The 12,726-nt window shown below is 66.7% G+C and carries 10 protein-coding genes; 9 read left to right on the forward strand and 1 reads right to left on the reverse strand.

Going from position 1 to position 12,726, the window contains the following annotated elements:
- Window positions 1–201: 201 nt before the first annotated feature.
- From JWS14_RS46725 to JWS14_RS46760, 8 genes are all read left to right on the forward strand, one after another.
- Window positions 202–513, forward strand: coding sequence for a hypothetical protein (locus JWS14_RS46725; protein ID WP_043827431.1), 312 nt, complete (start codon window positions 202–204; stop codon window positions 511–513).
- A gap of 44 nt (window positions 514–557) precedes the next feature.
- Window positions 558–956 carry a hypothetical protein gene (locus JWS14_RS46730; RefSeq protein WP_012687085.1) on the forward strand — a complete coding sequence of 133 codons (399 nt, stop codon included), beginning with the start codon at window positions 558–560 and terminating at the stop codon, window positions 954–956.
- Window positions 953–4,009, forward strand: coding sequence for an ATP-binding protein (locus tag JWS14_RS46735; protein ID WP_206017015.1), 3,057 nt, complete (start codon window positions 953–955; stop codon window positions 4,007–4,009). The genes JWS14_RS46730 and JWS14_RS46735 overlap by 4 nt, the downstream gene beginning before the upstream one ends.
- Window positions 4,006–6,150 carry a hypothetical protein gene (locus JWS14_RS46740; RefSeq protein ID WP_206017016.1) on the forward strand — a complete coding sequence of 715 codons (2,145 nt, stop codon included), beginning with the start codon at window positions 4,006–4,008 and terminating at the stop codon, window positions 6,148–6,150. The genes JWS14_RS46735 and JWS14_RS46740 overlap by 4 nt, the downstream gene beginning before the upstream one ends.
- Window positions 6,150–6,983, forward strand: coding sequence for a hypothetical protein (locus tag JWS14_RS46745; protein WP_206017017.1), 834 nt, complete (start codon window positions 6,150–6,152; stop codon window positions 6,981–6,983). The genes JWS14_RS46740 and JWS14_RS46745 overlap by 1 nt, the downstream gene beginning before the upstream one ends.
- Window positions 6,980–8,581, forward strand: a complete 1,602-nt coding sequence (locus JWS14_RS46750; protein ID WP_206017018.1) for a peptidoglycan DD-metalloendopeptidase family protein — start codon at window positions 6,980–6,982, stop codon at window positions 8,579–8,581. The genes JWS14_RS46745 and JWS14_RS46750 overlap by 4 nt, the downstream gene beginning before the upstream one ends.
- Window positions 8,582–8,990: 409 nt before the next feature.
- Window positions 8,991–9,578 (forward strand): hypothetical protein, encoded by a 588-nt coding sequence (locus tag JWS14_RS46755; protein ID WP_241031872.1) that lies wholly within the window; start codon window positions 8,991–8,993, stop codon window positions 9,576–9,578.
- Between the two features lie 12 nt (window positions 9,579–9,590).
- Window positions 9,591–10,178 carry a hypothetical protein gene (locus JWS14_RS46760; RefSeq protein WP_206017019.1) on the forward strand — a complete coding sequence of 196 codons (588 nt, stop codon included), beginning with the start codon at window positions 9,591–9,593 and terminating at the stop codon, window positions 10,176–10,178.
- 194 nt (window positions 10,179–10,372) lie between these two features.
- Here the strand turns inward: JWS14_RS46760 and pgfA are convergent, their stop codons facing one another.
- The gene (gene pgfA / locus JWS14_RS46765) at window positions 10,373–11,446 is read right to left on the reverse strand and encodes a cell envelope lipid trafficking protein PgfA (protein WP_241031873.1); all 1,074 of its coding nucleotides are present in this window, start codon (window positions 11,444–11,446) and stop codon (window positions 10,373–10,375) included.
- A gap of 91 nt (window positions 11,447–11,537) precedes the next feature.
- Here pgfA and JWS14_RS46770 point away from each other — a divergent pair, with 91 nt between their 5' ends.
- The gene (locus JWS14_RS46770; protein WP_206017021.1) at window positions 11,538–12,704 is read left to right on the forward strand and encodes a cytochrome P450 family protein; all 1,167 of its coding nucleotides are present in this window, start codon (window positions 11,538–11,540) and stop codon (window positions 12,702–12,704) included.
- Window positions 12,705–12,726: the final 22 nt, after the last annotated feature.

A 12,726-nucleotide genomic window follows, 5' to 3' on the forward strand; every position in this document is an offset into this window, starting at 1 on the left:
AGATCGTTCCGGCCGCGCCGCGCCGCCGCTTCGCACCCATCGCTGGAAACGACATTCCCGATGCCGCACCGCCCCCGTTCACCTGCACCGATGACCCGATCCCGGCGCGGACACCCCGTTGAGATGAAAAGCGAGTTCGACTTACGGTCGTGCGCATCCACATTCAGATGCACCTACCGAACTCAGCGATGGAGTGTGCTCATGTCCCTCACGTCCGCAGTCGTCGACCTGGCGACCACCCCGCCCGGAAGCGTCGACGTACTCGCCCAGAACACCGAAGTCACCACTGGCGGCCTGCGCGCGTGGATCGGCGACAACATCATCTTCACGATCCTCGCCCTGATCGCGTGCGTCGTCCTCCTCGGCGGCCTGCGCGGCAACCTGTCGAAGGTCTTCACCGTAGGCGGTCTGTCGCTGGTCGGTATCGCGTTCTTTTCCCTCGCGAGCAGTGAGAGCGCCGCGACCGGCATCGGCAACTGGATTCTCGGCCTGTTCGGCATCCGAGTGGTCTGACCTGCCGTGCCTGATCACCAATCGACGATCGAAGGGAGCCGACTGTGATCGACAACGACGACCTGCTGCACCGGGTGGATCAGCACTACCTCGGCCCAACCGGGTTCACCCTGCCCGTCCGGATTCGGTACGCGGCGCTCGGGCTCGGGGCCGCATTCATGGTCACCGTCTTCGTCATCGCCCGCGGCATCGTGCACGTGCCGCTGGGTTTCAAGTCCCTCGTCGTGATGGTGGTCATCACCGTCGTGCTCACCGCGCGGGTGACGAAGTTCGTTAACGCCGACCGCCCGGTCCGGGCGGTGATCCGGGCTGCGTGGAACGACCTGAACGCACCGCGCCCACCGAAGCCCGGCCAGACCGTCGTGCTCCGCATTCCCGCCATTTCCCGCGCTGCCGGCAGCGCGCATGCCGTCACGCCGATCGAAGGTGAGTCCTCCCGATGACTTTGCAGCCCGACAACGAGATCGCCGCACTGTTCGATCCGAACTTCGACGAGCCCGAGCCGGTCATCGTTCCGCCCGGTGCGTTGCCACCGTCGTGGGCGGCGGCGATGGCGGCGAACCGATCGGCCGCCACGCCGGCCCTGGCCCAGGAATTGGCTTGGTCACAGGCTCCGAACAGCAACATCGCAGCCCCCGCACCGGTCGCGGTCCCCTCCCCCGCACCTGACGCGGAGCCAGAACCCACCGCGAAAGGTAAGCGGCGCGGAAAGAAGCGCGGCCGCCGCGGCGACCCGGAGGCGGAGTTCACCAGGCAGGCCGCGGCGGCGAAGAAGCGCGCGGACCGCGAACGCAAGGCGGTGCGTCTCGCGCTGGTCGGGGTGGAGGGCAACGTCACTCGCACGCGCCGGCAGTCGACGGCGTGGTTCGTGCAGTCGCCGGGGCCGTGGAACATGCGTCCGGTCGGCAAGCAGCGCCGTTACATCCAGAACGAGGGCTTGGTTGTGGCGAACCTCGCCGAGGCCGGTGTGACGGGGCTGCACCGGCGGTTGGTGCGCACGCCGTGGCCGGTGCGGCAGTGGGCGCAGGCGCATGACGGGTGGGCCGATCCGATTCCGGACGTGCCGGGTGCGTTGTCGTGGGCGGATTACCTGCGCGGGCAACAGCACGCGATGTTGTGGGGCAACCCGACGCAGAAGGGCCGCTATTGGGGCGTGGAGCTGCCGCCGCGCTCGGTGCTCGCGCAGGGGCTCGACACGGTCGGGCAGTGGCTGGTTCCTGTCGTCGACTGGCCACTGCTGGGCAGGTTCGCTCAGCTGTGGCGCAAGTGGGCGCGCGATGCATTTCTCTACGAGCAGAGAGCGATCGCCGATCACCTCTCCACGATCGAGCGGCACCTGTCCGGTCAGGGTGTGAACGCTAAACCTGCAACTCCAGGCCAGATGGATTACCTGTTGCTGCGCTCTGCGACGCTTGGGCTGCCGCTGGATGCGGACGGTGTGATCTCCGGTGCCGGCGACTGGGAGGAATCCGATGTCGCCACACTCGAGGACCTCACCAATCTCGAGCTGACTCCTGGCGACGGCTACACCACGGTGCGCGGGCAGGTCGGCGGCAGGGACTACACCGGCTACGCGATCGTTCTGACAGTCGGGCGTATGGCACCGCTGCCGATCCCGGAGAAGATGCTGCCGTGGCAGGTGATCGGTGATCCGTCAGGCGAACCCCTCGAATGGTCCGAGCGCATCTCGCTCAAGACGAAGGGGCAGACGCTGCGTAGCCTGCGCCGGTTGACGTCGAAGATCGAGGCCCAGTTCGACCACTACACCGTCGAACACGACCAGGTCCCGCCGCAGGAACTGGCCGAACAGCACGCACTCGCCCAACGGGTGATCTCCGACATCGAGGAGGACCACTCGGGCCTATCGGTACGCACCCAGGGCTGGTACCGCGTCCTCGTCGTCGGTTCGTCGCCGGAGGAGGCGAAGGAGAAGGTTGCGTTGTTGCAGGAGATGTACGCGCCGCGGATTCGCCTGGAACCCGAGCACGGCCAGTACCAGCTGCTGCGCGAGTTCATCCCGGGTGAGCCACTGGCGAACATCGCGCACTGCCGGCGGATGAACGTCGAGGCGCTGTCGGCTGGCATGGCCGCGGTCGGTGACCGGATCGGTGACCGCACCGGCGTCGTGGTCGGGCAGACCGCGTCGATCGCTCCGCGGCCCGCGGTATGGGATCTGTTCGCCGCGCACGAGAAGAAGCACAAGTCCGGTCTGACGCCGATCGTCGCGGTGCCCGGCTCGGGTAAGACATTCCTCGCCGGCATGCTCGTCTACCAGGCGGTGCGTGCGGGCGCCTGCGGTGTGGTGCTCGACCCCTCGGGGCCGCTGAAGAAGCTTGCGCAGCTACCCGAGTTCCGGGGTATCGCCGAAGTGCAGGCGCTGACCGGTCGCACCTCTCGTCCGGGTTCACTCAACCCCTACCGAGTGATCGTCGACCCCCGCCCCGACGACCCGGAGTACGACCCGTCCAATCCCGACTACACCGACGACGCCGATCCGGTCGCCGCGGCGCAGTCGCAGTACGAGGCGGATCTGCGAGCCGCGGAGGCGGAGCGGATCTCGGTGGCGGTGTCGGTGCTGAAGATGATGCTCACACCCTCGCGCCTCGAACATCAATGGACCGAGACGGTTCTACAGACCGCGGCGAACATGGTCGGCGGCGACCGCCGCCACAACCTGAGCGAAGTCCTCGCCGCCATCGCCGCGATCGGCGAAGGCAAGGACGAGAGCAACATTGACCTGATTTCCTGCGCACGGTCCATCCACCAGGACCTGGCGATGATGTCCCAGCTCTCCGAGGCTCGCGTGCTCTTCCCGGAGGAGGGAACGATCGGCGACGGCGAGGACGTAGACCGCAACGTGCGCCTGACGGTCCTGACGATGCCGGGCCTGCAACTACCCCCCGAGGGCACCGACCCGGCGCAGTGGACCCCGCAGCAGCGGATGGCCGGCCCGCTGATGCATATGGCGGCGTGGATGGCGAACCGGCTCGTCTACGAGCTGCCGCGTTACGAACGCAAGGTGCTCTTTCTCGACGAGAACAAATACCTCGAGCAGACCGGCGCCGGACGCACCCTGAACCTGCGGATCGCCCGCGACAGCCGCAAGTACAAGGTTCGCGCGCTGGTCTGCTCGCAACTGCCAGACGACTACCTCGGCGTCGACGGCACCGACGACAAGTCCGCGCTGACGTACGAGGTGATTATCGGTGACCTCGGCGGCAACGCCCACGCGATCGAGGGCGCGCTCAAGCTGCTGAACCTTCCGCTCGGCGAGGGCTACGAGTCACTACTGGCCGGCCTCGGCGGCGGCGGGGAGGACACCCTCGACGAGGACACGAACACCGAACACCTGGACCAGGCCCGCCGGTTCATCGTGAAGATGGCCGACGACATCGAGCTGATCCGTTCGGACTGGACGCACTACGTGCACCTGGCCCACGTGTTCGACGCCCTGGACTCGCGAGCAACCCGCGCGACGATCGGGGGTGCGACATGAGCCCGCTGCGGCCCAAAGCCGCACGGATCGGCCATTCCCCTTCCCCGCGCCGTTTCGGGTGGCGTACGGGGCTCGTAGGGCGTGTTCTGGTGGTGCTGATGCTGGCCGCGGTGTCGCTGATCGGACTCGGTGGTGCTGTCGCGGCGGCCGGCGGGTTCGACTGCCAGGACGTCCCGCCACCGGAGTTCCCGAACGAAGTCATCGAGACCACCTTCGACTCGACCAGCGCCGACCGGCCGACCACCGGCGGCACCGGCTATCAGACCTACGGGTGGGCCGGGCTCAAGTGGCACACCTACGACCTCGGCTGCGGCGCGGACCTGGTCAAGGCACCGGGTGCGGTCGGCGACACCACCCTCGGCAACACGTTCTTGACCATCGGCAAATCGATGGCGGCCGCCGCGTTCTGGCTCGACGACCAGACCAAGACCGGCCAACACGCCACCGCGGCCGGGGTGACGCCCGCGCTGGAGAAGTTCGACCAGATCATCTTCTCCATCACCGAAGGCATGCGGGGCCTCTACGGGCAATGGGTCGGCATCGGCCTGGTCGTCGTGGCCGCGATGATCCTGTGGAAAGCCCTGAAAGCTGACACAGCCGGAGTCACGAAGACCGCGGCGATCGCCGCCGCTGGGCTCGCGCTCGGGGCGTTGATGGTCGGGGCTCCGCAGAAGGCGCTCCAGGTGGCTGACGAGACGTTCGGGTCGCTGATCACCGAGACGCAGGACCAGATTTTCGCGGTGCAGTTCGGCGACGACGGAGGCACGCTCGCCGGCGGCAGCACCGACCCTCGAAACGTGCTGATCGACAAGGTCTTCCTCGACGACTGGCGCAAGGGCTGGTTCGGCCAAAACTACGACCCCGAGGACAAGGACCAACTCGGTCCGAAGCTGCGGGATGCGCTGGCGTTCAGCTATGACCAGCAGAACACGGTGAAGGACGATCCGAAGGCACAGGCGCAGCTCGCCGAGGAGAAGGCCGACCAGTTCCGCGACATCGTCTCCAAGCTGGAGACGGAATACCAGCTCTCCTACTACCAGTTCCAGGGCAAGGACTCCGGCCGCACCTCTACCGGCTTCATGGGCATGATCAAGCTGGCCATGCCCTCGCTGCTGTGGATCGGCGCGTCCCTGCTGAAGCTGACCGCGCTGCTGGCGATCCGGTTCGCGGTCCTGTTCGCCCCGATCTGGATTCCGGTCGCGATCGCCTACGGCGGGTGGCTGGCCCGGGTGATGCGCATGCTCGCCTCGGCCTACATGTGGGGCGTGGCCGGCTCGGTGATCGTCGCGCTCTACCTGATGGCGCTGGTCCAGCTCTACGTCAACTCGAACGGGGCCGTCGACGGCTCCTGGCGACTGTGGTTCATGGTGCTGCTGACCGTCGTGTGCTGGGCGATCATGCGGCCGTTCAAACGGATGAGCCAGACCTTCACACAAAACAGCGCGAGCATGGTCAACCGCAAAGCCCGAAGCGCCAAGAAGTCCATCAAACGCAAGGCATTCGACGCTGCGAGCTTCGCGGTCGGCGGGCCGGCGCAGGCGATCACGGAAAAGGCCACCGAGCGCTTCGCCCGTCGTGGACGCGACGGACAGGAGGACCACGACGCGGCGACCACGGTCACTCGGCCCGAGGGTCGCGCACTGGGCAACCGTCGCCAGCAGGCGCTCACGCAGTCGCGGGCGGATGCCCGCAAAGCGCAGGGGCTGGGCCGGTCCGCACGCCTGGGCCAGGCGTCCGACGCCGCGGTCGAGCGCGATGCACGTATCGCGGGGATCGCTGCCGTGGCCAGCCGCGACATCGGCCGCGGCAAGGGCGGGGTCGACGGCAAGGACGCCGATCGCGCGGTCAGGTCCGGCGCCGCGGCGTGGAAAAGGTTCGACCAGGACGAGGCCGACAACCTCGTCCAGGAACGCCGGGCCCGCAAGGAACTGCTGACCGCCAGCGTCGGGCAGCGGTGGGACGGCGGTGACCGCTCGGCCATCGCGCCGATGAAGGTCTACACCCCCACCAGCGGCCGGCGAGGGGCACATCACGCCACCGCGTCCACGCCGCACCGATCACCGGCGAAGGCGCCGCCGAACGCGAAGGTGTGGAACGCCGCCGCCCCGGCCCGCACGACACCTGAGGACCGGTACATCTGATGTCGTCATCTGGACCCAACCCTGTCCTCGCACCGATTCGCCGATGGGTGCTCTACTCCCGCACCCACCTGGCGATCACGGTGGCCGGCACAGTGGCGTTGCTGTTCGCCGCCGGCGCGGCCTTCGGAGAGAACCCTCCGCCGCGGGCAGTCGCCCACCAGGCCGAAACCACCGTCGAATCAGTCACGCTCGCGGAGACGATCAGCTACGACCTCGACGAAGTGAGCGAGTCCCTGGTCGCCGCCAAGACCACAGCCTGGGCCGCATCCAGCGCGCCTGCCACCGCAATGGCGTACGCGCACGCCTTCGTCGACACCACACCGTCGGATGCGATGTGGGCCAGCACCATCGGCCGCCACACCGCCGACATGCCGGGAGAGCACGTCGTAGCGGCCCGGCCGCGGACCCCGGTGGTCATCACCGGCCCCACGGTCAGCACGCTCACCGACGGGCCCGACGGCGAGCGGACCGCGCGGGTGACCGTTCCGACCCAGGCCGGAGATCTGCGGATCACGCTCACTGTCGACGAGGTCAACGGTGGGAAGCGGTGGGTGGTTGACACTCCCCTACCGACCCTCGACCTCTCCGAGGTCGAGACGATGGCCCGGGCGACCACCACTGCGACACCACTCACATCGACGACACCGACCACCACCGCGGCCGAAATGACACCGCCGCAGCCGACATCGACGTCGAGCCTGTCAACGACGCCGCAGCCGATGTTCGATCTCGACGAACCGGCAACCGGCCCGAGCCGAGGCAACGACCCGACACCGATTCCCGGTCCGATCCCGATCCCGGAACTCGACACCCCGATCCCCGGAGGAAGGTGAACATCGGCGGCGCCCAGCGGGCGCTGCTGCTCACCGGCGCCATCGGCATCATCATCGGGACATCGGCATGTTCACTGGGCGCACCAGTCATCCCGAGAGATCCGTGCCGGACCGTCACCTCCGACAGCGCCAACAGCGCGGGGTCGATCGCCGAGGATCTGACGCTGACCGTGTCAGGACCAATTCGCCTACCGGTCGAACCTGGGACCACCACGTTCACTTCCGGATTCGGTGAGCGCTGGGGAGCCCAGCACCAAGGCGTGGACCTTGCCGGGCCGGTCGGCACAAAGATCCTCGCCGCGCTCGACGGCAACGTCGTCAAAGCCGGGGACTCCGGCGAAGGGCCCGGGGTCGGGTTCGAGAACTGGGTGGTCATCGACTCGAACGTCGACGGCAAGCCCGTGAGCACGGTCTACGGCCACATGTTCGCCGATGGAATTCACATCAAACCAGGCCAGCAGGTCAAGGCCGGCGACCACATCGCCGACATCGGCAACGCCGGCGGATCGACGGGCCCGCACCTGCACTTCGAGTACTGGCAGGGCGGCCGGCTGCAGGGCGGAACAGCCCTCGACCCCGTCACCGTCCTACCCGACATCGCCGAGCAGAACGGCACCGGCGGAGGCGACCCCGACACCGCCAGCAATAGTCCCATCCAACTCGTGGCCGTATCCCGGTCGACGGCTGACTGCTCTGGCTTCGGCATGGCCGGCGGCGGCGAGCTGGCATTCGGGATCGTGCCGGCCGAGTTCGAGCCGTGGCTACGCCGCGCCGGCAGTGTCTGCCCGGAGATCGACCCTCCGTTGCTCGCCGCACAGCTCCAGCAGGAGAACGGATTCCGGCACGGCCCCCATGCCCCGGTGTCGGACACCGGAGCAATGGGTCCCGCACAGTTCATGCCCGGCACCTGGGCAACATGGGGTAAGGACTACGACGAGGACGGGAAGGCCGACCCGAACTCCATCGGTGACGCGGTGATGTCGCAGGCGCATTTCATGTGCGCCCTGTACCAGGACGTTTCCGGCTACATCGCCAGCGGCCAGGCCAAGGGCGACCCCATCGAGCTGACACTTGCCGCCTACAATGCCGGTCCCGGCGCCGTGCAGCAGTACGGCGGTATCCCGCCCTTCGCCCAGACCGAGAATTACGTCCCCAAGATCATGCAGGCCCGCACAGGGTTCACCAATCCCAATGCCCGCGGCCGATTCATCCCGAGCACTTCCGGTGACAGCAGCCAAGTCGTCACGGCCGCTCGCGAATACCTCGGCACCCCGTATGTGTGGGGTGGCGGCGGAACCGGCGGACCCTCCGGCGGTGGGTTCGACTGCTCAGGTCTGACCTCGTACGCCGTGCACGCGGCTAGCGCAGGCAAGGTCTCCCTCCCCCGCACCTCCGAGCAACAGTGGGGTGTCGGCATCGAGATCCCGATCGACCAGGCCAAGCCCGGCGACCTGGTCTTCGGCAGCTGGGGGCCGAACGGGCCAGGACACGTGGGTGTCTATTCCGGCACCGGCCAGATGATCCACGCCCCCACGCAGGGCGATGTCGTCAAGGAAGCTCCACTCCAGGCAGGGATGAAGGCTCGCCGCGTGTTGTAGGGACGGGCCATCTCCGCCACTTGTAGGTTCTCAAAATTCATTTCGCCGTTCTCACATAGTTTTCGCCGGCCTTTCGCTTCCGGCCGATCGGTGAGAATCCGGAGGCGTATCTGCGGCCCGTTCGTCATGACGCGCCGGAGCCCCGGACGGACGCGGACTCGGCCTGCGCCGCACCAACTACCGGCTCGTCCCGACGGACTCCGCGCCTCCGCGCCTCGGCAGGCCGAGAAGGCGAATAAACGATGAGAAACCTGGAGCGAAGAACCCATGGGAAACCACACCATCAGCCCAGGCCAGCCACGACCAGGCCGAAAAGAAGGAAGAACCTACAGCCACCCATTCGGAGCAGGAAGGATGTGTCATTTATCCTGGTAAAAGGCCAAATTCGGCCATTGGGACGGAGGATGATGTGAGGGCACGAAGGCTCGTCGTCGTGGTTCTGGTGGTCGCTGTCATCGGATTCCTGGCGTACATGTATCTCTCCCGAACCAACGATGGCGAGGACTCGGCGAGCGTGGCGGCGTCGACGACCACCAGCGCGCCCACGACCACGCCGGCCGCGACGCCGGCCGATGTCGATACGACCGAGCCGCCGACTGCCTCCCGCGACGCTGAAGAGGCCGCCCAACAGGGCCTGACCGTGGCGTTCACCTGGTACCCGGCCACCGACACCAACCAGAACGACGCATACGGGCGGGCCCGAAACTGGCTGACCGGCAAGCTCGCCGACCGCATGATCATCGACGCCCGCACCGAGCGCGGGCCAGGTGTGCAGTGGGACGAGTGGGCACAGCAGCACGCCAAGGTCATCGCAGACGTCAGTATCGGATGCTCCGGCTGCCCCGAGGACACCGACACCGTCGTCCAGCGCGTGGCCACCATCAAGCAGACCGCGATCGCCGGCAGCAACACCGATACGGTCGAACCTGACACCACCGTGTGGGTCCGGGTCGTCCGCGAGGGCGGCCGTTGGCTCATCGACGACATACGCTACTGACCCGGAGGGCCCGTGACCCGCAAGACCGTTGCCGCAGCACTGATCACCGCTGTTCTCGCCGTCGGCCTGACCGCGTGCAGCAGAGATGAGTCGACCACCGCCACCGCCACCCCCACCAGCGCACCGATAGCGCCCACGACGGTGTCTGTGTTCGGCACCGACGAGTTCATCGCCAACCGGCTGCACAACTCATCGAGGGCGATCGTCGAGACAGTGGAGGAACGCGGCGGCACACGAGAACAGGCGATCGCTGCTCTCGTTTCCAGCGAAGCCGAGACGGGCTGGCAATCCGGACTGCGGATGTCCCCGCCAGCAACGGACGTCCGGGACATCTTCGGCTGGCGGCTCGCGTACAACCTTCCGGCCGACTCCGCTGAGATAGTCGTCGCCGCCACCAACACATTCATGGACAACGCCGCCACCGTCACGGTCAGCGCCGACGACCCGGCTGCCTACGCCCTGTCCGTCCAGCTCGCAGACCCCCGCGGCTACAACGAGAAGGAACACTTCTACAAAAAGGGCGAGACCGCCGGCACCGAGTACGCCGCCGCCCTACCCAAGGCCCAGGCCGCGTACGCCGAACTGCGCGGTTCGCAGTAACAAGAACAACGAATGGGGACGTGTCGTTTGCGCCAGTCAACGACATTGATCTCTCTCCAGTTCACCGCTGCTGACGCAGTCGCGAGGAGTAGATGATGAGGCCTGGCCCGGCGTCCTGTCCGCCGTTTGATGTGAACGGGGGTGGGTGCCAGGCCAGGTCTCTTCTCGGAATCCGGTGATTATCTTTTCACCTGCTAGACAGAAGTTTTGGGATTCATTCGTGACCAGCGGCGCGCGAGGATGATTGCGGTCCCCACCAACACGATGCCGACCACGGCACCGAGGGCGGGCCCATAGCGGGTTCCCCACAGGATCGCGGTACGGGCGTCCTTCGCTTGTTGGGCAAGGCCGTTGATCGTTTCGTCGTCGAAGTGGGTGTGCGCTTCCAGCGTGGTCACAGCATTCGGGTCGTCAACCGACCGCGCCAGCCATCGCCTCGGCTGCTCCTCCACAGCAACGATCGCACCAGATGCAGGCTCGACCCACACATCGCGCGTCGTGGAGTAGTGCAGATCCATCGTTGTCGGCTCCGTGCCAGGTAGCCCCCACTTTTCAGCGGGCAAGGTCGTCGTCGCGACACTGCCAATCGATTTCCCAAGGTTCACAGGGCCGATCGTCTGCTGAAAGTGATACAGCCGCATGCCGTCGACCACGCGATCGTCGTCTACGTACTCGATCGGATGCGTCTCCCGTGCCGTCCCGTCGTAGTACGGGTAGCTGACCTTCTCGACGTCGAACGGAAACTTGTACTGAATTCCGGCGCGAGGCGTCTCCGTCGGGGGCTTGCCCTGCTCGGCTTGAGTCGTCGGGACGGGCTCGGCGAGAGGCATGCCTGATCGTCGGTCGATCGTGACGCGATCGACCATTGCCGAGACCAGGCCCAACCCCTCGCCCCAGTCGGTCCGGACCGTCTTCTGCGCCGCCTGCAGAGTTGTCGAAGCGGCCGAAACTGGATCCTCTGTCGTCACGTACACCTGAATCCGCAGCGGGACACCCCGGTCGGTCTTCAGCGGACCTTTCATAGCCACCGAGGTGGCCTTGAGCACCGCCGCGTCTTCCGCAACCGACACTGTCGCCGATTGCACATCGAGCGGGATGACCTTCAACCTGGCGGCACCGTAGGTGGGAACCAAGACAGCGACGGCGAGCAGGCACGAGCCGAGCGCGAGGAGAGTGCAGACCACTGCGGATCTCCTCCAACCCCGACGGTCGGCGGCATCCGCCTTGTGCACGTTTTCATCCAGTACGGTGTCGACCTGAGCACTCACGTAGCGCACCCTAGCCGCCGGAGCAATGCAGAATCCCGGTCAACCGGTATCTTCGTCCTGAGGTATTTGCCACATCACAGAAGGGAACCTGGTGCTCGATCCGTTTGCGCCCGGCCTGAGTGTCGCAGAGGCCGATCGCTTGCATGCGCACCTTCGCGCCGCCGGCCCAGTTGTCGAGGCCACCGACGCCGACGGACTGCGCGTCTGGATCATCACCCGGTACGACGACGTCTCTCGACTGCTCGCTGACCCCGGAATCGTCAATGTCCGGCCCGGCGGCCCATCAGGCAGCCCAGGTCTTCCCCTACCACCAGCACTGGCCCGCAACCTGCTCAATATGGTCCCTGACGATCACCGCCGGGTCCGCGCTCTGGCAGCGCCCGCGTTCTCACGGCGACGAATCGGAGCGGTGAGGCAGATGGTGACCGCCCGTGCCGACGGACTCCTGAACGACCTCGACCCGAACGAAACCGGTGTTGTCGACCTCTTTCCCGCCTACGCCTCTCCCCTGCCTGCTGACATCATCGCCGAGATCCTCGGCGTGACCGATACGGACGCCGACGAGTTCCGTACCGCCGCGGCGACCGTGATGGCAATGAATCCTGGCGAACCCACCGCGGACGACCCTCGCATCCCGGCCATGACCACGATCGTTCTCGTACTCATGCGTGTGATCGCGGCCAAACGGAAATCACCCGGTGACGACGTCATCACCGATTGGATCACCGCCCGCGACGCCGAAGACCGCCTGACCGAAGAGGAACTCATCTCCCTGGCGTTCCTGACGTTTCTCGCCGGATTCGAGAACTCCGTCTACCAGATCGCCAACGCCATCGGCATTCTCGCCGGACTCGATCGAGACCAACTACTCGTCGAAATCGACGACGACCAGCTCTGGCGCGCCCGGGTGGCGCAGCTTGTCCTCGACGCCGCGCCCGGGTCCTATGCGATACGGCGATTCCCGATTGACGACATCACCGTCGGCGGCATTCGCATCCCCGCCGGCAGTCCTCTGTATCTCTCCCTGCGCGCGGCGACCAACGACCCCGCCCGCGGCGAGCGCCCGGACCTGGCCTTCGGCCGCGGACCTCATTACTGTCTCGGCGCCGATCTCGCCGTGATGCAGCTCGACATCGCTACTCGCCGCCTGTTCCAACGCCACCCGGGCCTGTCCCTGGTGAAGCCATGGGAAACACTCGACCGGCGACATACGTGGCGCACTCACGGCCCCACTGAGATGCCAGTAAACCTGACCTGACCACCCGAAAGCCAGTACGGGA

The sequence above is a fragment of the Rhodococcus koreensis genome (assembly GCF_017068375.1).
Classification (GTDB): Bacteria; Actinomycetota; Actinomycetes; order Mycobacteriales; family Mycobacteriaceae; genus Rhodococcus_F; species Rhodococcus_F koreensis.

What these genes read in the sequence shown, in the direction of transcription:
- JWS14_RS46725 (WP_043827431.1), top strand. Translation starts at nt 202, where the DNA reads ATGTCCCTCACGTCCGCAGTCGTCGACCTGGCGACCACCCCGCCCGGA.
- JWS14_RS46740 (WP_206017016.1), top strand. Translation starts at nt 4,006, where the DNA reads ATGAGCCCGCTGCGGCCCAAAGCCGCACGGATCGGCCATTCCCCTTCC.
- JWS14_RS46745 (WP_206017017.1), top strand. Translation starts at nt 6,150, where the DNA reads ATGTCGTCATCTGGACCCAACCCTGTCCTCGCACCGATTCGCCGATGG.
- JWS14_RS46735 (WP_206017015.1), top strand. Translation starts at nt 953, where the DNA reads ATGACTTTGCAGCCCGACAACGAGATCGCCGCACTGTTCGATCCGAAC.